At 61.5% G+C, this 19,061-nt stretch carries 19 protein-coding genes; 15 read left to right on the forward strand and 4 right to left on the reverse strand.

What is annotated here, in order from left to right:
• Positions 1–147 precede the first annotated feature (147 nt).
• Both ACWNZ3_RS09680 and ACWNZ3_RS09685 read left to right on the forward strand, forming a co-directional pair.
• On the forward strand, positions 148–1,185 hold the full coding sequence (locus ACWNZ3_RS09680; protein WP_496901897.1) for a PQQ-dependent sugar dehydrogenase: 1,038 nt from the start codon (positions 148–150) through the stop codon (positions 1,183–1,185).
• A gap of 8 nt (positions 1,186–1,193) precedes the next feature.
• Positions 1,194–1,613: a hypothetical protein gene (locus ACWNZ3_RS09685; protein WP_269366197.1), complete on the forward strand. Its 420-nt coding sequence runs from the start codon at positions 1,194–1,196 to the stop codon at positions 1,611–1,613.
• Positions 1,614–1,739: 126 nt separating this feature from the next.
• Here ACWNZ3_RS09685 and ACWNZ3_RS09690 read toward each other — a convergent pair whose 3' ends face one another.
• Positions 1,740–2,744: a GlxA family transcriptional regulator gene (locus ACWNZ3_RS09690; protein ID WP_114277121.1), complete on the reverse strand. Its 1,005-nt coding sequence runs from the start codon at positions 2,742–2,744 to the stop codon at positions 1,740–1,742.
• Between the two features lie 203 nt (positions 2,745–2,947).
• On the opposite strand from ACWNZ3_RS09690, the gene ACWNZ3_RS09695 reads away from it, so the two are divergent.
• Complete coding sequence (locus tag ACWNZ3_RS09695; protein WP_496899825.1) at positions 2,948–4,318, forward strand: class II 3-deoxy-7-phosphoheptulonate synthase; 1,371 nt, start codon at positions 2,948–2,950, stop codon at positions 4,316–4,318.
• Positions 4,319–4,845: 527 nt separating this feature from the next.
• Here ACWNZ3_RS09695 and ACWNZ3_RS09700 read toward each other — a convergent pair.
• On the reverse strand, positions 4,846–5,562 hold the full coding sequence (locus ACWNZ3_RS09700; protein ID WP_496899826.1) for a PAS domain-containing protein: 717 nt from the start codon (positions 5,560–5,562) through the stop codon (positions 4,846–4,848).
• Between the two features lie 234 nt (positions 5,563–5,796).
• Here ACWNZ3_RS09700 and ACWNZ3_RS09705 point away from each other — a divergent pair, with 234 nt between their 5' ends.
• The 12 genes from ACWNZ3_RS09705 (at position 5,797) to ACWNZ3_RS09760 (ending at position 16,629) form a co-directional block, all read left to right on the forward strand.
• Positions 5,797–6,687: a YicC/YloC family endoribonuclease gene (locus ACWNZ3_RS09705; protein WP_496899827.1), complete on the forward strand. Its 891-nt coding sequence runs from the start codon at positions 5,797–5,799 to the stop codon at positions 6,685–6,687.
• Between the two features lie 3 nt (positions 6,688–6,690).
• Entirely contained in the window at positions 6,691–7,341 is a 651-nt protein-coding gene (gene gmk / locus ACWNZ3_RS09710; RefSeq protein ID WP_269366190.1) for a guanylate kinase, read from the forward strand.
• Positions 7,338–7,859, forward strand: a complete 522-nt coding sequence (locus ACWNZ3_RS09715) for a gamma carbonic anhydrase family protein (protein ID WP_496899828.1) — start codon at positions 7,338–7,340, stop codon at positions 7,857–7,859. The genes gmk and ACWNZ3_RS09715 overlap by 4 nt, the downstream gene beginning before the upstream one ends.
• Positions 7,860–7,863: 4 nt before the next feature.
• On the forward strand, positions 7,864–8,919 hold the full coding sequence (locus tag ACWNZ3_RS09720) for an ATP-binding protein (protein ID WP_496899829.1): 1,056 nt from the start codon (positions 7,864–7,866) through the stop codon (positions 8,917–8,919).
• Between the two features lie 147 nt (positions 8,920–9,066).
• A complete protein-coding gene (locus ACWNZ3_RS09725; RefSeq protein ID WP_269366187.1) occupies positions 9,067–10,107 on the forward strand; it encodes a substrate-binding domain-containing protein in 1,041 nt (346 codons plus the stop codon).
• A 91-nt stretch (positions 10,108–10,198) separates the two neighbouring features.
• Positions 10,199–11,671 carry a phosphate ABC transporter permease subunit PstC gene (gene pstC, locus ACWNZ3_RS09730; protein ID WP_496899830.1) on the forward strand — a complete coding sequence of 491 codons (1,473 nt, stop codon included), beginning with the start codon at positions 10,199–10,201 and terminating at the stop codon, positions 11,669–11,671.
• The gene (gene pstA / locus ACWNZ3_RS09735; RefSeq protein WP_269366183.1) at positions 11,671–13,005 is read left to right on the forward strand and encodes a phosphate ABC transporter permease PstA; all 1,335 of its coding nucleotides are present in this window, start codon (positions 11,671–11,673) and stop codon (positions 13,003–13,005) included. Before pstC ends, pstA begins: the two co-directional genes overlap by 1 nt.
• Positions 13,006–13,017: 12 nt before the next feature.
• Positions 13,018–13,815 (forward strand): phosphate ABC transporter ATP-binding protein PstB, encoded by a 798-nt coding sequence (pstB, locus tag ACWNZ3_RS09740; RefSeq protein WP_496899831.1) that lies wholly within the window; start codon positions 13,018–13,020, stop codon positions 13,813–13,815.
• Positions 13,816–13,819: 4 nt separating this feature from the next.
• Positions 13,820–14,527, forward strand: coding sequence for a phosphate signaling complex protein PhoU (gene phoU / locus ACWNZ3_RS09745; protein ID WP_114277132.1), 708 nt, complete (start codon positions 13,820–13,822; stop codon positions 14,525–14,527).
• Between the two features lie 2 nt (positions 14,528–14,529).
• On the forward strand, positions 14,530–15,219 hold the full coding sequence (gene phoB, locus ACWNZ3_RS09750; protein WP_114277133.1) for a phosphate regulon transcriptional regulator PhoB: 690 nt from the start codon (positions 14,530–14,532) through the stop codon (positions 15,217–15,219).
• Positions 15,220–15,436: 217 nt separating this feature from the next.
• Positions 15,437–15,877 carry a type II 3-dehydroquinate dehydratase gene (aroQ, locus tag ACWNZ3_RS09755; protein WP_496899832.1) on the forward strand — a complete coding sequence of 147 codons (441 nt, stop codon included), beginning with the start codon at positions 15,437–15,439 and terminating at the stop codon, positions 15,875–15,877.
• Positions 15,874–16,629 carry a helix-turn-helix transcriptional regulator gene (locus ACWNZ3_RS09760; protein WP_269366178.1) on the forward strand — a complete coding sequence of 252 codons (756 nt, stop codon included), beginning with the start codon at positions 15,874–15,876 and terminating at the stop codon, positions 16,627–16,629. Before aroQ ends, ACWNZ3_RS09760 begins: the two co-directional genes overlap by 4 nt.
• 406 nt (positions 16,630–17,035) lie before the next feature.
• On the opposite strand, the gene tsf is transcribed toward ACWNZ3_RS09760, so the two are convergent.
• A complete protein-coding gene (gene tsf, locus ACWNZ3_RS09765; RefSeq protein WP_269366177.1) occupies positions 17,036–17,911 on the reverse strand; it encodes a translation elongation factor Ts in 876 nt (291 codons plus the stop codon).
• Between the two features lie 87 nt (positions 17,912–17,998).
• Positions 17,999–18,886 (reverse strand): 30S ribosomal protein S2, encoded by an 888-nt coding sequence (gene rpsB, locus ACWNZ3_RS09770; protein WP_269366175.1) that lies wholly within the window; start codon positions 18,884–18,886, stop codon positions 17,999–18,001.
• Positions 18,887–19,061: the final 175 nt, after the last annotated feature.

Here is a 19,061-nt window from a genome sequence, read left to right on the forward strand (position 1 = left end):
AGCGGAATTGACCGGGCCGAGGTGGAATATTTCGCCGAGAAAGATACATTTTCCGAAAATGACGGTCTGAACAGGGGATTTGCCGTGCCGATTCCGAAAAACTTTACCAATTTCCTGCATCTGGCGATTTTCGGGGCGCTCTTGCCTATGTCGGTTGCCGCACAGGAAAATTGGTCAATTCAACCTGTGGTCACTGATCTGGACACCCCCTGGGCGGTGGCGCCCATGCCGGATGGCGCGGTGCTGATCACCGAAAAGGACGGCCGCCTGCTGTTGCAGCGCGACGGCGCCCGTCACGAGGTTGCAGGCGTGCCGGCAGTGGAAACCGGCGGGCAGGGCGGGTTGCTGGACATCACCCTTGCGCGGGACTTCGACCAGTCGCGCACGATCTTTCTGACCTACGCCAGGAAGCAGGGCAGCGGCAGCGGCACAGCTTTGGCCTCCGCCCGGCTTTCGGATGACGGGCAAAGGCTGGAAGACCTGACCGAGCTTTTTGCCATGAAACCCGGCAGCAGCGGCGGCCGCCATTTCGGCAGCCGCGTCGTCGAGGCGGCGGACGGCAGGCTTTTCATGACCATCGGCGAGCGGGGCGACCGGCCGGCGGCACAGGATCTGAGCCGTCACAACGGCTCAATCATACGCATCAACCGCGATGGGTCGGTGCCGGATGACAACCCCTTTGTCGGGCAGGCGGGGGCCTTGCCCGAGATCTGGTCCTATGGTCACCGCAATCCGCAGGGGGCCGGCCTCGGCCTTGATGGCGATCTCTGGGTCTCCGAACACGGTGCCAAGGGTGGCGATGAGGTGAACCACCTGCGCAAGGGGGCGAACTATGGCTGGCCGGTCATCTCCTACGGGCGGCATTATTCCGGCGCAAAGATCGGCGAAGGCACGGCCAAGGCGGGTATGGAACAGCCTGCCTATTACTGGGACCCCTCCATCGCGCCTTCCGGTCTGATGGTCTATTCCGGCGCGCTGGACGCGGATCTGCGCGGCGACATCTTTGTCGGGTCGCTCAAGTTCGACTATATTTCCCGGCTCAGCGGCGACCCGCTGCAAGAGGTGGCGCAGATCAAGGGGCCCGAAACCGCGCGCGTGCGCGACATCGTGGAGGGGCCTGATGGCGCAATCTGGTTTATTTCGGTGGGCAAGGGTACGGTTTACCGGATGACACCTGAAAAGTGAGAGCGACAATGCGTCTGTTTGCCATTTTGCTGAGCCTGATTTCCTGTCTGTCCACCGCTGCCCATGCGCAGGAAAGCGACAGCCTGTTCGCGGATTACGAGGCCTATGCCGCCTTTGTCGACCGCCATGTGATGCGCCGCGATTTCATTCCGCTGATCCAGCGGCTGGGCGGGCGGGACGAGTTCACGCCCGAACAACTGGCCGCCAACCAAAGGCAGCTGGAAGGCGCCTGGCCACGCGATTTTGTCAAGGTTTCGGTGTTCAAGGAAATCGACCTGGGGGGCGGGATCCGGCAGGAAGGCCGGATCTATTGGACCGGCACCAGCTATGCGTTCTTCTACGCCATGCTGCACCAGCGCGAGGATGATCTGGCGGTCATCACCTTCCTGCTGAATTCCAGCAGCAAACCGATCATGGACCGGTTCTGACAAAGCGGGGCAAGGCGGCGGCGCGCCGCGTTGAACGCCGCCCGCAGCGCATTTGGCACGCTGTGGGGTTATGTACTTCATGCACAAAAAAGCGAAGAAACGTGCTCTTTCACCCGCCTCGCGCGGTCAGATCGACAGGCGCGCGGCGTGGCTGCCCCTTTCGCGATAGGGGGTCGTGTCGTAATGCGCCCGGTAGCATTTGGAAAAATGCGACGGCGAGGCAAAGCCGCAGGCCAGTGCCACGTTGATCACGCTCATGTCGGTCTGCATCAACAGGTTGCGCGCCTTTTGCAGGCGCAACTCCATGTAGTACCGTTTCGGACTGCGGTTCAGGTAACGCCGGAACAGCCGCTCCAGCTGCCTTGTGGACATGCCGACATCACGGGCAAGAACCGACGGGCTGATCGGCTCTTCGATGTTGGTCTCCATCATCTGGATGACCTGGCTGAGCTTGGGATGGCGCACCCCGATGCGGGTCGGCACGCTGAGCCGCTGGGTGTCCTGGTCGGTGCGGATCGAGGAATAGATCAGCTGGTCGGCCACCGCATTGGCCAGGTCTTCGCCCTGGTCGTCGGCAATCAGTTTCAGCATCAGGTCGATGGAGGAGGTGCCGCCCGCTGTCGTCAGCCGGTTGCCGTCAACCACAAAGACGGATTTGGTCAGCTGGACCTCTTCGAACTCCTCGGCAAAGCTGTCCTGGTTCTCCCAGTGAATCGTTGCGCGCTTGCCGTCCAGCAGCCCGGCCTTTGCCAGGGTGAAGGCCCCGGTACAGAGCCCGCCCACGGTCAGCCCCTTGCGGGCCTCGCGGCGCAGCCAGCTCAGCACCTTCTTGGTGGTCGCATCCTGCACGTCGATCCCGCTGCACACGAGAATGGTGTCGTCCCGCGCCATCTCATCGAGGTCGGCATCAAGCTGGAACACCGTCCCGGCAGAGCAACAGGCGCTGACGCCGCCTTCACCGATGGTGATCCATGAATACAACTGCCGCTCGCCCATGCGGTTTGCAATGCGCAGGCATTCGATGGCCGTGGAGAAACACAGCAGGCTGAACTGATCCAGCAGCACGAATACGAAACGCCGTGGCTTTCCGGTCTCTGGCGGTATGCGGGTGGCCGGGCGCTGTGGAGACATCGCGGGCGTCCTTTTTCTTGTTGGTGGGCGCGGCTCTTGTGCCGTCACGTTACAATACCGACACAATCTGCCGCAATCTTAGGTCACGGGATTCGATCTGGGTCAAGAGGTCGAAATTGGGTTCTGGCCACCGCGCGCGTCCTTTTGTATAGAAAAGGTCTTTGATAGCGCTGACAAACAGCGCGCGGGACCGGAGAGATGACATGACCCAATGGAGCAAATCAAGCTGGCGCAGCAAACCGCGAGTCCAGATGCCCGATTATCCCGATCAGACCGCATTGAACGCGGTCGAGGCTCAGCTTGCGCGGTATCCATTGTTGGTCTTTGGCGGTGAGGCCAGGCGGCTCAAGAAACTTCTTGGCGCGGCAAGCCGGGGCGAGGCCTTTCTCCTGCAGGGGGGCGATTGCGCCGAAAGCTTCGAGCAATTCAGTTCGGACGCCATTCGCGACACCTTCAAGGTGATGCTGCAGATGGCCGTTGTGCTGACCTATGGTGCCAAGGTGCCGGTGGTGAAGGTGGGCCGCATGGCAGGGCAATTCGCCAAGCCGCGCTCGGCCCCCACCGAGGTTGTGGGCGGCGTGGAACTGCCCAGCTACCGGGGCGATATCATCAACGAGCTGGAATTCACGCCCGAGGCGCGGATCCCCAACCCCGAGAAGATGCTGCGCGCCTACACCCAGGCGGCAGCGACGCTGAACCTGATCCGGGCTTTTTCGACCGGGGGTTATGCGGATGTCCACCAGGTTCACGGCTGGACACTGGGCTTTACCGACGGGGAGAAGGCGGCGAAATACCGCGAGATCGCGAACCGCATTTCCGACACGCTTGATTTCATGTCGGCGGCGGGCGTCACGGCGGATACCGCTCATACCCTGCAAACGGTTGAATATTATACAAGCCACGAATCCCTGCTGCTGGAATATGAAGAGGCGCTGTGCCGTCAGGACAGCCTGACCGGCAAGTGGCTGGCAGGATCGGGTCATATGATCTGGATCGGCGACCGCACCCGTCAACCTGACGGCGCCCATGTGGAATTTGCACGGGGCGTGCAGAACCCGATTGGCCTGAAGTGCGGGCCAAGCATGACCACGGATGACCTGAAAAAGCTGATGGCCACACTGAACCCCGAAAACGAGGCAGGGCGCCTGACCCTGATCGCGCGTTTCGGGGCAGGGTCGGTGGGCGACCACCTGCCAAAGCTGATCCGCGCGGTGGAACAGGAAGGGGCAAATGTGCTTTGGACCTGCGACCCGATGCACGGCAACACCATCAAGTCCTCGACCGGCTACAAGACGCGGCCCTTCGACTCGGTGCTGCGCGAGGTGCGCGAGTTCTTTGACGTGCATGAGGCAGAAGGCACCGTTCCCGGTGGCGTGCATTTCGAGATGACCGGACAGGATGTCACGGAATGCACCGGCGGCGTGCGTGCGGTCAGCGACGAGGATCTGAGCGACCGCTACCACACCGCCTGCGATCCGCGCCTGAACGCCAGCCAGTCGCTGGAACTGGCCTTCCTGGTGGCAGAGGAACTAACGGCGCGCCGCGTTGCCCAGTCCGAAGCCGCCGCCATCTGATCGCGGCAGCGGCCCCCGGGCCATGCTTTCAATGTGAACGCCGTCGGCCAATGGTCGGCGGCGTTTGCCGTCCGGGGTGTCAGATGACAGGCAATGCGGGCTTTTGGCTACATTGCTGCTTCAACAGGGCAGGAATCAGACCCTGATTGTGAGAACTGCAGTGAAGGTCGGGTCCTCTTGAACCTCGGAGGCGAAGCGCAAGCCGGGCCAGCGCCTGCCCGGGGTGGGCGATGCTGACCTAGGCTCATGCCACTTTATTTCTCAACCTTGATGAATCTCATCGGGGACACAGAATGCCTCACCAAATCGCCTACCCGAGGGGCGGGCAGGCGATGGCCCGGCGCCTTCGGCTTGTTCCGGGCCCGGGTGCCAGTGATCGACGGCTGCAATGTCCACGCAGCAACCATTCGTCAGCCTGTCGATGAAGGTTTTCTCCATGACTATGCCGGTTGTAGGTGTCGATCCTGGCGGACCGGCTATGTTGAAAGTCCCGGATCATGGCTGTCGGTTTGCGCCGGGCCGGGCCGTCAGTCTTCGGATTTGACCAGCCGCAGGTAGGGGGGGCGCCTGTCCGTCGGCCTGACCTGCGTCGCAGATGGTGCCTCATAGGTGGCAACCGGTGCCGCAAAGCCCGGAACCGGCTCCGACGGGGTTGGCCTCTGCCGATCCGGCTCAGGCGCGGGCCCGGCGTCCGAACCGGGCAACAGCAGGGCGAATTCCCTGTCCAGCACGTCAAAGCGCCGGGGGGGCAACCCGATCTTGCCCTTGAACACCAGACACCCCAACAGGCGGCTGACATCGCCCAGATCGCTTTTCAACGGCAGCAGGAGCATCCGTGCCTCCCCCTCCGGCCGGCCTTCCGAACCCGCCGAAGTCAGGCGAAACCGGCTCGTGCCCGGTGCCTGAAACACCTCTTCAAGAGTTTCCGAGATCAATTGCCGCGCGCCGGGGTTGAACAGGGCTGTCAGCGGCATGCCACGCACTTCCATGCCCATCAGGTCATTCAGATGGCTGCCCGCAATGCGCAACCGCGCGATGCCCGGCGCAACCCGTTCCACGATAAACGCGTTTTCAAGCGCGCCCTCGATCCCGCGCGGGTCGATTTCAGAGCGTTTCGGTACGATGCGCGTTCCGCGCAAGGCTTCCCAATAGGCTTCGACCTGCGCGATGGCGGCATAACCGGTTTCTGGATGATGGTCTGACATTTCAATGACATTCTGCGATTTATGGTCTGACTTGTCCATGCAACACCACCTTTACTCATTCGGCCGGGATCACAAAGGAATTCAGGGCCAGGCGCACCCTGTTCACGTGACGGCGTCACGAGGCATGCGTTCAACTCTATTCTAATTAGCGCGAACAGCCGGACAGCGGGGGAAATTCTTAAGCATTGGTTAACACCGCGCCGGATGGGCTTGCCCCGCCGGGCCGTTTCGACCTATCCCGGTGCGGAACTCAAACTGCAAGGGCCGTCTTTCATGATCCATTCGATGACCGGTTTTGCCGCGCGTGCAGGCGCTGACGCGCCTTATTCCTGGGGCTGGGAGATTCGCGCAGTGAACGGCAAGGGGCTGGACCTGCGCCTGCGCGTGCCGGACTGGATCGAGGGGCTGGAGGCCGAACTGCGCAAGAAACTGGCTGCGGTGGCGGCGCGGGGCAATGTCACCTGTAACCTGCGCGTCACCCGGGAAGAGACCGCAGGCCGGCTGGAAGTCAACGAGGCCCAGCTTGAAACCGTGCTGGAAGCGCTGCACCGGATCGAAGCGCGGGCGATGGATGCGGGGATATCGCTGGCCCCGTCCAAGGCCACCGATATCGTGACCATGCGCGGTGTGCTTGAACAGGCCACGACGCAGGACGATACCGCACAGCTTTGCGCGGCATTGCTGAAAGATGTGGACAAGGTGCTGGCCGATTTTGCCGCCATGCGCGCCAGCGAGGGCGCCGCCCTGGCCAGGGTGCTGGAAAACCAGCTGACCGAGGTCGAAAACCTGACTGCTGCCGCGGCAAAGCTGGCCGAGGGGCGCAAGGACGAGATGGCGCAGAACCTGCGGCAGAACCTGGCCCGCATTCTGGACAATGCCGATGGGGTGGATGAAAGCCGCCTGGCCCAGGAACTGGCGCTGATTGCGGTCAAATCCGACATCACCGAAGAAATCGACCGGCTGGGCGCGCATATCGCGGCGGCACGCGCGCTGCTGGCCGAGGGTGGCCCGGTGGGGCGCAAGCTGGATTTCCTGATGCAGGAGTTCAACCGCGAAACCAATACCCTCTGCGCCAAGGCGCAGCATACGGAGCTGACCCGCGTCGGCCTGTCGCTGAAGGCCGTGATCGACCAGATGCGCGAACAAGTACAGAATGTGGAGTAGACCATGACCCAGCAGCCAGAAAGGCGCGGACTTCTTGTTATTCTCAGCTCACCGTCCGGGGCAGGTAAATCCACGCTGGCCCGGCGGTTGATGGCCTGGGATGCCTCGCTGAAGTTCTCTGTCTCCGCAACCACGCGGGTCCCGCGCAAGGGCGAGGTCGAGGGCAAGGATTATTTCTTTGTCTCGGAGGAGAACTTTCGAAAGTGGGTCAAGGAGGGCGAGTTGCTGGAACATGCCCATGTCTTCGGAAACAACTACGGCTCTCCCCGGGGGCCAGTTCAGGAAGCCATCGAAGCGGGCCGGGACGTGCTTTTTGACATCGACTGGCAAGGCGCCCAGCAAATTCAGAAATCGGCACTTGGCTCGCACACGCTTTCCATTTTCATCCTGCCACCCTCCATTCTGGAGCTGCGCCGCAGGCTGATCAGCCGGGGGCAGGACACCGAAGAAACCATTGCCAAGCGGATGCGGAAAAGCTGGGATGAGATCAGCCATTGGGACGGCTATGATTATGTGATCGTGAACGACGACCTCACGGAAACCGAAGAAAAGCTGAAAACCATCATCCGTGCCGAACGCATGCGGGTGGCGCAGCAGCCCCGGTTGCTGGATCATGTGCGCAAACTGCAAACCGAATTCGAGGATCTGACATGACGCTCTATGCACTTGGCGACAAGACCCCCAAAGTCCACGGCAATGCCTGGGTGGCACCGGATGCGAATGTGATCGGCAATGTGGTGCTGGAAGACGAAAGCTCGGTCTGGTTTGGTTCCACTTTGCGCGGTGACAATGAGGTGATCCATGTGGGCCGGGGATCAAACGTGCAGGAAAACTGCGTGTTCCACACCGACATGGGCTATCCGCTGACCATTGGCGAAAATTGCACCATTGGTCACAAGGTCATGCTGCATGGCTGCACCATCGGGGACAATACGCTGATCGGCATGGGGGCCACGATCCTCAATGGCGCAAGGATCGGGCGCAACTGCCTGATCGGTGCGGGCGCGCTGATCACCGAAGGCAAGGAGATCCCTGACGGTTCGCTGGTCATGGGCGCGCCGGGCAAGGTGGTGCGCCAGCTGGATGACGAGGCGATCGCGAAACTGACCGCCAGCGCAAGGCATTATGCCGAAAACGCCGCCCGGTTTGCCAAAGACCTCACAGCGCTCTGATGCGATGACCGAAGCACCGCTGCTGCCTGACCTGATCGCCGCCCTGCCATTGCCGACCCTGGTCATTGACCGGGCAGAGCGGATCGCGGCGGTGAACCCGGCAGCCAAGGCGCTGGTCGGGGCGCATACCGTGGGCCGCCACTTTGTGACCGTGCTGCGCCAGCCCTCGCTGGTGGATGCGGTGGAGCGTTGCATCGAGGACGGGAAGGGGCGGCACGCGCAATTCCTGGTCGACGAGGCGGGCAAGGATGTGACCTATGAAGTCACGCTCAACCCGGTCCAGGGTGCCGGGCTGCTGATGGTCAGCTTTCAGGACATCACCCCGCAGGCGCAGGCCGGGCAGATGCGGCGCGACTTCGTGGCCAATGTCAGCCACGAGCTGCGCACGCCGCTGACCTCGCTGATGGGGTTCATCGAGACACTCAGCGGCCCGGCGCGCGACGATGCGGCCGCGCGGGACCGGTTTCTGGCGATCATGCAGACCGAAGCGGGGCGCATGAACCGTCTGGTGGGCGATCTGTTGTCCCTGAGCCGGGTGGAAGCCGAGGAACGGGTGCGCCCGACCAGGCAGATCAACCTGGCCGAAGTACTGCAAACCGCCATGCGCAACCTCAATCCGCTGGCGGTCGAAGCGGGGGTGACCCTGCGCCCCGACTTCGGGGCGGAGGCGATCCCGATTCTGGGCGACGCGGACCAGATGTTGCAGGTCTTTACCAACCTGATCGAAAACGCGATCAAATACGGGGGCGACGACCGACCGGTCGAGATCACCGCAGAAACCAGCCTGCGCGACCCGGCCTTGCGCGGGCCATCGGTGCGCATCACGGTCAGCGACCATGGGCCCGGCATCCCGTCGCATCACATTCCGCGCCTGACCGAACGATTCTACCGCGCCGACAACCACCGCAGCCGTGCCCTGGGCGGCACCGGGCTGGGCCTCGCAATTGTGAAACATATTCTCAACCGGCACCGGGGGCGGCTGAAAATCACCTCCGAAGAGGGGCAGGGCGCGTCATTCTGCGTTATCCTGCCCCGAGATGTAGTGGTGAGCGACGGCTGAACGCCAATATACCACTTCTTTTTCCAAATTCTTTCCGTGTCATAAAACCGTAACAAAACCTTCACAAAAGGTATAAGCGCGCCACCTAAACGGGCCGGGAGACCACCCATGGGGGAGGTCGTAGAATGTATGAAAACAGGAGACATCATGTCACTGACAAAACTCACCACATCCGCACTGGCCATCGCCGCGCTTTCCGCTTCGGCTGCCGCTGCGCGTGACAACGTCCAGGTTGCGGGTTCGTCCACCGTGCTGCCCTATGCTTCGATCGTGGCAGAAGCCTTTGGCGAGAACACCGACTTCCCGACACCGGTCATCGAATCGGGCGGCTCCTCTGCCGGTCTGAAGCGGTTCTGCGAAGGTGTGGGCGAAAACACCATCGACGTGGCAAACGCTTCCCGCGCGATCCGCGAAAAGGAAATCAAGGCCTGCGCCGAGAATGGTGTCACCGACATCATGGAAGTGCGCATCGGCTATGACGGCATCGTGTTTGCCTCGCAGATCAGCGGCCCGGCCTTCGAAGCCTTCGAGCCTGCCGACATTTTCAACGCCATCGGCGCGAAGGTTCTGAAAGACGGCGCCATCGTCGACAACGATTACAGCAGCTGGGCCGAGTTCAACAGCGACCTGCCCGATGCCGAAATCGCAATGTTCATCCCCGGCACCAAGCACGGCACACGCGAAGTCTTTGAAGACAAGGTGCTGCTGAAAGGCTGCGAAGACACCGGCGCAATGCAGGCCATGCTGGATGGCGGCATGAGCGAAGACGACGCCGAAGACGCCTGCCTGGACGTGCGTCAGGACGGCCGTTCGGTCGACATCGACGGTGACTATACCGAGACCCTGGCCCGTATCGACGCCAACACCAATGGCATCGGCGTGTTCGGCCTGGCCTTCTACGAGAACAACCAGGACAAGCTGAAAGTGGCGACCATGGGCGGCGTGGCCCCCTCGACCGAAACCATCGCTTCGGGTGATTACCCGGTGTCCCGTCCGCTGTTCTTCTACGTCAAGAAGGCACATATCGGCGTGATCCCCGGCCTTAAGGAATATGCACAGTTCTTCATCTCCGACGAACTGGCAGGTCCTTCCGGCCCGCTGGCCAACTATGGCCTGGTGTCCGACCCGCAGCTGTCCGACACGCAAAAATCCGTCAATGAAGAAGCGACAATGGGCTCCGGCTCCTGAGCCTGTCGCTGACCTTACGTAGCCGGGGGCGGCCCGACGCCGCCCCCGCGCAGTTTCGATAAAGAAATTCCACCCACAGGCGGGGCACGACATGCCGATACTCTGGCTCTTTCTCATCGTTTCAGGCATCGCCATCGCCGGATATTACATTGGCACGGCGCGGGTGATGCGCAGCGCGGGCGGTGACCGGCGTCACATGCATTCGCTGCCTTCCTACTACGGGGGCAATGTGGCGATCAAAGCCGCCGTTCCCGCCCTTCTTCTGATGCTGGTCTGGCTGCTGGTGCAGCCGATGATCGTGAACAATTCCGTCTCTGCCCTGATCCCGGACAGCGCCATTGCCGACAGTTCTTCGCGCGGGCTGGTCCTGTCAGAGGTACGCCGCGCGGCTGACGGCATGGACCGAGCGCTGGCCCAGGGCACCATGGATGCCAATATGGCAAATGACCCGCAGGCCGACCCGGATGAGGTCACCAGCCGCCTGCAGGACGCGGGCGCCATCGTGACATCGCAGATCACCCAGCCGGTTCTGAACGCCGCACAAAGCTACCGGATGCAGAACCAGCGCGGCAACCAGTTCATGAGCGGTGTTGTCATTATCCTGGCATTGTTGGGCGCGCTTTGGGGCCTGCGCGGTGCTCAGGCCGATTTCCGGGCGCGCAACGTGGTTGAATCGGCGGTAAAGATGCTGCTGATCGGTGCCGCCTCCATCGCGATCCTGACGACACTGGGCATCGTGCTGTCGCTGGTTTTCAACACCATCGAATTCTTCCGCCTTTACCCCGCCAGCGACTTCTTTTTCGGCACCAACTGGGCACCGAGCTTTTCGGGCAGGGGGGGCAGTTCCGACCTGGGTGTGCTGCCGCTGCTCTGGGGCACCTTCTATATCTCGCTGGTGGCGCTGGCGGTGGCGATCCCCATCGGGTTGTTCGCGGCGGTCTACCTGTCGGAATATGCCAGCAACTCCGTGCGCTCCGTCGCCAAGCCGCTGCTGGAGGTGCTGGCCGGCATTCCAACCATCGTCTACGGGCTTTTCGCGCTGCTGACGGTTGGTCCGCTGCTGGTCTCGGTCTTTGGCCGCGACGGGCTGGGGATCATGCAGGCGGGCACCGCCGTGATCACCGCCGGTCTGGTCATGGGCGTGATGCTGATCCCCTTTGTCAGCTCGCTGTCCGACGACATCATCAATGCCGTGCCGCAGGCGATGCGCGATGGCTCATATGGCCTTGGGGCGACCAAGTCGGAAACCATCCGCCAGGTGGTCCTGCCCGCCGCCTTGCCCGGCATCGTCGGTGCGATCCTGCTGGCAGCCTCACGTGCCATCGGCGAAACCATGATCGTGGTGCTGGGGGCAGGGGCCGCCGCACGGTTATCCCTGAACCCCTTCGACGCGATGACCACCGTCACCGCCAAGATTGTCAGCCAGCTTACCGGGGATGCGGATTTCGTCAGCCCCGAGGCGCTGGTGGCCTTTGCGCTGGGGATGACATTGTTTGTCATCACCCTCGCCCTCAATGTTTTCGCGCTCTACATCGTGCGCAAGTACCGGGAGCAATATGACTGATGTCTGATGCAAGCCTCAGCAGCGGCGCTGCACCCAAACCGCGCGGAAAATCCCTGCTGGTGCAGGATGCGCGTACCCGCAAACGCAACGCAGCCGAAAAACGGTTCCGGGCCTATGGCATGACCGCCATCCTGATCGGGCTGTTCTTTCTGGTGGTCCTCGCGGTTTCGATCATCCGTTCCGGCGTGCCGGCCTTTACCCAGACGGTTGTGGATGTGGACTTTACCCTGACGCAGGAACAATTCACCGCCGCCGAAGGGGAATTGTTCAAGACCAAGGCCTATGAGGGGCTGCTGATCGAACAGATCCGCGACACCCTGGAGGCGCGCGGCCTTGAGGTGGCGTTCGACGCGGGCGCGATTGAACGCCTGCTGGGCAAGCCCGGCGGCACCCTGCGCGAACATTACCGCGCAAACGAACAGGATCTGGGCAGCCCGGTGAACTTCAAGCTGGCGGCAGCATCACGGGTCGACGGCTATCTGACCGGCCGCGTCACCCGCGAGGCACTGCAGGACAGCCGTTTCATGCAGGCCTCCGACCTGGACCTGATCGACGCGCTGGTCAGTGCCGATATCATCACCCGTGCCTTCAACTGGAACTTCATCACCGGGGCGGATTCGGGCGTGGACAACCCCGGCGGTGCCGGCATCGGCGCCTCGGTCATCGGCTCCTTCTTCATGATGCTGGTGGTGCTGGCGCTGTCGCTGCCGATCGGTGTCGCGGCCTCCATCTATCTTGAGGAATTCGCGCCGCAGAACCGGTTCACCGATCTGATCGAAGTCAATATCTCGAACCTCGCGGCGGTGCCTTCCATCGTCTTTGGTATCCTTGGTCTGGCGGTCTTTATCCAATTCATGCATCTGCCGCAGTCGGCACCGCTGGTGGGTGGTCTGGTGCTGACGCTGATGACACTGCCGACCATCATCATCTCCACCCGCGCCTCGCTGAAATCCGTGCCCCCCTCGATCCGGGACGCGGCGCTGGGGGTCGGGGCCTCAAAGATGCAGGCGGTGTTTCACCACGTGCTGCCCCTGGCCATGCCGGGCATCCTGACGGGCACCATCATCGGCCTGGCGCAGGCCCTGGGAGAGACGGCACCCCTGCTGCTGATCGGCATGGTCGGCTTTGTCGCGCGGGGCTATCCCGATGGCGTGCTGGCCGGTTTCACCGAACCGAACTCGGCCATGCCCGCGCAGATCTACACCTGGGCCGCCCGTGCGGACGCCAGTTTTTACGAGAAAGCATGGGGCGGGATCATCATTCTTTTGATATTCCTGCTGACCATGAACATCATCGCCATCATCCTGCGCCGCCGTTTCGAGCGCCGCTGGTAAGGAGACAGTCCGATGAAAGACAATCATATTGCGGAGAATGAAGTGGCCACCAAGAACATCAAAATCGCGGCCCGGGACGTTCAGGTCTATTATGGCGACACCCATGCGATCAAGGACGTCAACGTCGAGATCGAGGACAAGAACGTCACCGCCTTCATCGGGCCGTCGGGCTGCGGCAAATCGACATTCCTGCGCTGCATCAACCGGATGAACGACACCATCGACGTCTGCCGCGTGGTCGGCGACATCCTGATCGACGGCGAGGACATCTATGACCGCAAGGTGGACCCGGTGCAGCTGCGTGCCAAGGTCGGCATGGTGTTCCAGAAACCCAACCCCTTTCCCAAGTCGATCTACGACAATGTGGCCTATGGGCCGCGCATTCACGGGCTGGCCCGCAACAAGGCCGAACTGGACGACATCGTGGAACGCGCCCTGCGCCGCGGTGCGATCTGGAACGAGGTCAAGGACCGGCTCGATGCGCCGGGCACCGGCCTGTCGGGCGGCCAGCAACAGCGCCTGTGCATCGCGCGCGCCGTGGCCACGGAACCCGAAGTGCTGCTGATGGATGAACCCTGTTCGGCGCTGGACCCGATTGCAACCGCACAGGTCGAAGAGCTGATCGACGAGCTGCGCCAGAACTATTCGGTGGTGATCGTCACCCACTCCATGCAGCAGGCCGCCCGCGTCAGCCAGAAAACGGCCTTTTTCCACCTGGGCAACCTTGTGGAATTTGGCGAGACCGACAAGATCTTCACCGCCCCCGAAGACCCGCGTACCGAAAGCTACATCACAGGCCGGATTGGATAATATCATGCAAGATCAACACATTGCGTCAGCCTTTGATCGCGATCTGGAAGCGGTTCAGGCCCAGATCATGAAGATGGGCGGATTGGTTGAAGATGCCATCCGCAACGGGGCCTTGTCCCTTGAAAGCCGGGACGAGGAACTGGCCGAAAAGGTCAGGGCAGGGGACAAGGTTATCGACAACCTTGAAATCATGATCAACGAAAGCGCCGCCCGGGTCATCGCCCTGCGCGCGCCCACCGCGATTGACCTGCGTCTGATCCTGAGCGTGATCAAGATCAGCGCAAACCTTGAGCGGATTGGCGATTACGCGAACAACATGGCAAAGCGGACCGGCGTGCTGTCGCAGATTGCCCCGGTCAACGACAGCGCCGGTGCCATCCGCCGCATGGCGCGCACGGTCGAAGCCATGCTCAAGGACGCCCTGGACGCCTATATCCAGCGCGACGCCGAACTGGCGGCCGACATCATCGAGCGTGACCAGGAAGTGGATCAGATGTACAATGCGCTGTTCCGCGAATTCCTGACCTTCATGATGGAAGATCCGCGCAACATCACGGCCTGTATGCACCTGCATTTCATTGCCAAGAACGTCGAACGCATGGGTGATCTGGTGACCTCCATCGCCGAGCAGGTGATCTATCTGGTCACCGGCCAGCACCCCGATGAAGACCGGCCCAAGGCCGACCACACATCCATGCCAGCCGGGAGTTGAAGATGTCCGTGACCCAACCCCAGGTCCTGCTGGTCGAAGACGAACCGGCGCAGCGCGAGGTCCTGGCCTATAACCTGGAAAGCGAAGGCTTTGCCGTGCGCCGTGCCGAGAACGGCGAAGAAGCGCTGCTGATGGTGTCAGAGGCGCGTCCGGACCTGGTGATCCTCGACTGGATGATGCCGCTGATGAGCGGCATCGAAGTCTGCCGCCAGCTCAAGACCCGGGACGAGACCCGCGACATTCCGATCATCATGCTGTCGGCACGCTCCGAAGAAGTCGACGCGGTGCGCGGGCTTGAAACCGGGGCGGATGATTATGTCGTGAAACCCTATGCGCTGCGCGAGTTGATGGCGCGCGTGCGCAACCAGCTGCGCCGGTCACGGCCGGCAGCCAGCGGTGCCGAGCTGACCTTTGACGACATCCGCCTTGATCCGGAACGCCACCGCGTGAACCGCGCCGAAAAGGAACTGAAGCTGGGGCCGACCGAATACCGGCTGCTGGTGACCTTGCTGGAGAAACCCGGCCGCGTGTTCAGCCGCGATCAGCTTCTTGACCATGTCTGGGGTCGCGACATCTATGTCGACACGCGCACGGTGGATGTTCACATCGCAAGACTGCGCAAGGCGCTGACGGTCCACGGCGGGCAAGACCCGATCAGAACCGTACGCGGCGCAGGTTACGCGCTGGGCTGAGCCGCTGTTTTCAGCGGCCAGTTGCGCGCAAAGGCATGTTTTGCGGCCTCAGGGATAATCATTTATTTACATAATACTGATTATAGGATTTGTGGACACCGTTAAAGGACCGTCAGAAGACATCTGTTCGATCCCATCCTGACCTCTCCGCTTGTTGAATGCTGGACTTTTTGACGCTTCCATCGTTAATAATGCACATCTCATCAAGGGTTTGTGTATGCCGTCTGTCCTGATCCTCAATGGTCCGAACCTGAACCTGCTGGGCACACGCCAGCCGGACGTCTACGGCGCGACGACCCTGGCCGACATCGAGAAGATCTGTGCCGAGGCGGCAGCGGCACTGGGGCTTGAGGTCGCCTTCCTGCAAAGCAACCATGAAGGCGCGCTGCTGGACGCGATCCATGCCGCCAAGGGCGTTCATGGCGGCATCGTGCTGAATGCCGGTGCCTATACCCATACCTCTGTTGCGCTGATGGATGCCATTGCCTCTGTCGAATTGCCGGTTGTGGAGGTTCACCTGAGCAACATCCACGCCCGCGAGACCTTCCGCCATCATTCCTACATCGCCCCCGTGGCCATCGGACAGATCTGCGGCTTTGGCGCCAAAGGCTATCTGATGGCACTGGACGCAATTTCAGAAAGGCTTGTAACATCATGAGTTTACGCGAGTATCTTCATGCCGTTGCCCGCTGCCCGAGCCTTGAGGAGCTTTGGGATCTGCACACCAGCAAGATGGACAGCTACGGTTTCGACCGGCTGATCTATGGCTTTACACGCTACCGCACCTCGACATCCCTGGGCGATCCGGAAGATTTTGTCATCCTGACGAACCACAGCCGCGCCTATACCGATGAATTCCTTGGCGGTGGCCTCTATTTCCACGCGCCCATGGTGCATTGGGCGCTCAAGCATGAAGGTGCCTGCAGCTGGACCGTCCTGCACGACATGGCGCGCGAACGGGCCATGACCCCGGCAGAGGAACGCGTGATCGAGTTCAACCGCCGCATGAACGTCACGGCGGGCTATACCGTCAGCTTCAAGTCGATCTCGGCCCGCTCCAAGGGGGCCATCGCCCTGACCGCGAAACCGGGCATCTCGCAGGATGAGGTTGATGCGCTTTGGGCCCAGCATGGCAATGACATCAAGCTGATGAACGAAATCGCCCATCTGAAGATCCTGACCCTGCCCTACCACTCGCAGCGCCGCGCCCTGACACCGCGCCAGCGCGAGGCTCTGGAATGGGTCGGTGACGGCAAGACGATGCAGGACATCGCGGTGATCATGGGGCTGACATCGGCCACCGTGGAAAAACACCTCAGACTGGCCCGCGAGGCGCTGGCAGTGGATACGACGGCCCAGGCCGTACTCAAGGCGTCATTTTCGAACCAAATGTTTGTTCTGGACGCATAGATTCTGACGAATCTGACGCGTCGCGTGAAATATTCCCCTTGATTTGACCACAAGGTAAGGAATCCCTGACTGGCTCAAAGTCACGACTTGACCCAAAGTAACATTGTTCCTGGCAAACGGTTTGACCGCAGGGACAAGGCCTGTAAACCCTTGTTATAACAAGGCTCTTTGCAGGTGCCGGTTACAGTCGGGCGTATTCTTCCGCCCGGCTGTCCGGGGTCATAACGCCCCTGCTCCTCCCCGAGCGTTCCGTCACCGGGCGTTGGGCGGACCTTGAACATCAAGGTCCGCCCGCTTTCCCTCAGCAGCTCCGCCAATCTCCCGCACAGATGCAAAAAGGGCGGCACCCTGCGGCACCGCCCTTTTCAATTCCGATCGCTTCGCCGTCCATCTCGGGACGCGGTGCTTAGCCTTTGGCGGCCTTGGCCACTTCGGCGGCAAAGTCTTCCTTGACCACTTCGATGCCTTCGCCCACTTCGAGACGCACGAAACCGGTGATGGTGGCGCCAACTTCCTTGGCAGCGTCGCCCACGGTCAGATCCGGGTTCACAACAAAGGACTGGTTCAGCAGCGTGACTTCGGACATGTACTTTTTCATCCGGCCCACGATCATCTTTTCGATGACCTGCTCGGGCTTGCCGCTTTCGCGCGCAATGTCCATCTGAACCTGCTTTTCCTTCTCGACCACGGCCGGGTCCAGATCGTCTTCGGACAGGGACGCGGGGTTGACCGCCGCGATGTGCATCGCAACCTGCTTGCCGAACGCATCGTCGCCGCCGGTCATCGCGACCAGAACGCCGATCTTGCCCATGCCGGGTGCTGCCGCGTTGTGGACATAGGAAACCACGGTTTCGCCGTCCACGGTCGCCATGCGGCGCACGGACATGTTTTCACCGATCACGGCAACCGCGTCTGTCACGGTCTGCTCGACGGTCTTGCCGCCCATGTCCGCCGCTTTCAGCGCGTCGACATCGGAAACGGAAACAGCGACATCGGCGATGCCCGCGACCATTTTCTGGAAATCCGCGTTCTTGCCGACGAAATCGGTTTCGGAGTTCACTTCAACCGCGACGCCATGGCCACCCTCGACCTTGACCGCAACCAGACCTTCGGCGGCGGTACGGCCCGATTTCTTGGCGGCTTTCGCCAGACCCTTGGTGCGCAGCCAGTCAACGGCGGCTTCCATGTCGCCGTCGTTCTCGGTCAGTGCCTTCTTGGCGTCCATCATGCCTGCGCCGGTGCTGTCGCGCAGTTCTTTTACCATAGATGCTGTGATTGCCATCTTTGGGTGCTCCTAATTTCTATCAAACGATTGGGGCAGGTTTCCCCTGCCCCATATGTCAGGCGTATGTCAGTCTCGTGACAATACTCAGCCTTCGGCTTTCTCAGCGGCCTTGGCTTTGGTTTCCTGCTTGGATTCCAGATCCAGCGGCGCGTCCTTGGCCATTGCGTCGTCCGACACGGTCTCGGAGGAGGCATTGCCGACCTCGACACCGGTGCTTCCCTCGGTCAACGCTTCTTCGGCCGGGGCTTCTTCCATGGCGCCGATGTCGACACCTGCGGCACCCAGCTGGGCCGACATGCCGTCAAGTGCCGCGCGCGATGCCAGATCGCAATAAAGCGCGATGGCACGGGCCGCATCGTCGTTGCCGGGGATGATATAGTCGATCCCGTCGGGCGAGCAGTTGGTGTCAACCACGGCCACAACCGGGATGCCCAGCTTGTTGGCTTCGGCAACCGCCAGCGCTTCTTTCTTGACGTCGATGACAAAGATCAGGTCAGGGCGACCGCCCATTTCGCGGATACCGCCAAGCGAGGCTTCAAGCTTTGCCTGATCGCGTTCCATGCCCAGGCGCTCTTTCTTGGTCAGACCTTCAAAGCCACGCTCGGATTGCTCGTCGATGGACTTCAGACGGTTGATCGACTGGGACACGGTCTGCCAGTTGGTCAGCGTGCCGCCCAGCCAGCGGTGGTTCATGTAGTATTGCGCGCATTTCTCTGCCGCTTCCGCGACGGGCTGCTGCGCCTGGCGCTTGGTGCCGACGAAAAGAACGCTGCCGCCCTTGGCGACGGTATCGCGGATCGCCTGCAGCGCCTGGTCCAGCATCGGAACAGTCTGCGTCAGGTCCATGATGTGGATGCCGTTGCGCGCGCCATAGATGAAGGGACCCATGCGGGGGTTCCAGCGCTGCGTCTGGTGGCCGAAGTGTACGCCTGCTTCAAGCAATTGGCGCATGGAGAACTCAGGAAGAGCCATGTCTTTATACCTTTCCGGTTTAGCCTCGTCGGGGGTATGACAGCACATGCTGACAACCGGCGGACGCTTGAGGATGTCTCCCTCAAGGGCCCAACCCCGACTGCGGGATTAAGTGGCCGTGCTATAGGCCAGCAGCGCGTGCTGTGCAAGGGATAAACTCTATGTCATCGGCATA

It is taken from the genome of Sulfitobacter sp. IGS-18, from assembly GCF_059628195.1.

Excerpts from the sequence above, each read along its gene's own strand:
- phoU (WP_114277132.1), top strand. The coding sequence starts at position 13,820 with ATGCAAGATCAACACATTGCGTCAGCCTTTGATCGCGATCTGGAAGCG.
- ACWNZ3_RS09685 (WP_269366197.1), top strand. The coding sequence starts at position 1,194 with ATGCGTCTGTTTGCCATTTTGCTGAGCCTGATTTCCTGTCTGTCCACC.
- ACWNZ3_RS09720 (WP_496899829.1), top strand. The coding sequence starts at position 7,864 with ATGACCGAAGCACCGCTGCTGCCTGACCTGATCGCCGCCCTGCCATTG.
- ACWNZ3_RS09700 (WP_496899826.1), bottom strand. The coding sequence starts at position 5,562 with ATGGACAAGTCAGACCATAAATCGCAGAATGTCATTGAAATGTCAGAC.
- ACWNZ3_RS09760 (WP_269366178.1), top strand. The coding sequence starts at position 15,874 with ATGAGTTTACGCGAGTATCTTCATGCCGTTGCCCGCTGCCCGAGCCTT.
- ACWNZ3_RS09715 (WP_496899828.1), top strand. The coding sequence starts at position 7,338 with ATGACGCTCTATGCACTTGGCGACAAGACCCCCAAAGTCCACGGCAAT.
- gmk (WP_269366190.1), top strand. The coding sequence starts at position 6,691 with ATGACCCAGCAGCCAGAAAGGCGCGGACTTCTTGTTATTCTCAGCTCA.
- tsf (WP_269366177.1), bottom strand. The coding sequence starts at position 17,911 with ATGGCAATCACAGCATCTATGGTAAAAGAACTGCGCGACAGCACCGGC.
- rpsB (WP_269366175.1), bottom strand. The coding sequence starts at position 18,886 with ATGGCTCTTCCTGAGTTCTCCATGCGCCAATTGCTTGAAGCAGGCGTA.
- aroQ (WP_496899832.1), top strand. The coding sequence starts at position 15,437 with ATGCCGTCTGTCCTGATCCTCAATGGTCCGAACCTGAACCTGCTGGGC.
- ACWNZ3_RS09705 (WP_496899827.1), top strand. The coding sequence starts at position 5,797 with ATGATCCATTCGATGACCGGTTTTGCCGCGCGTGCAGGCGCTGACGCG.
- ACWNZ3_RS09680 (WP_496901897.1), top strand. The coding sequence starts at position 148 with ATGTCGGTTGCCGCACAGGAAAATTGGTCAATTCAACCTGTGGTCACT.
- ACWNZ3_RS09690 (WP_114277121.1), bottom strand. The coding sequence starts at position 2,744 with ATGTCTCCACAGCGCCCGGCCACCCGCATACCGCCAGAGACCGGAAAG.
- pstA (WP_269366183.1), top strand. The coding sequence starts at position 11,671 with ATGTCTGATGCAAGCCTCAGCAGCGGCGCTGCACCCAAACCGCGCGGA.
- pstC (WP_496899830.1), top strand. The coding sequence starts at position 10,199 with ATGCCGATACTCTGGCTCTTTCTCATCGTTTCAGGCATCGCCATCGCC.
- pstB (WP_496899831.1), top strand. The coding sequence starts at position 13,018 with ATGAAAGACAATCATATTGCGGAGAATGAAGTGGCCACCAAGAACATC.
- ACWNZ3_RS09695 (WP_496899825.1), top strand. The coding sequence starts at position 2,948 with ATGACCCAATGGAGCAAATCAAGCTGGCGCAGCAAACCGCGAGTCCAG.
- phoB (WP_114277133.1), top strand. The coding sequence starts at position 14,530 with ATGTCCGTGACCCAACCCCAGGTCCTGCTGGTCGAAGACGAACCGGCG.
- ACWNZ3_RS09725 (WP_269366187.1), top strand. The coding sequence starts at position 9,067 with ATGTCACTGACAAAACTCACCACATCCGCACTGGCCATCGCCGCGCTT.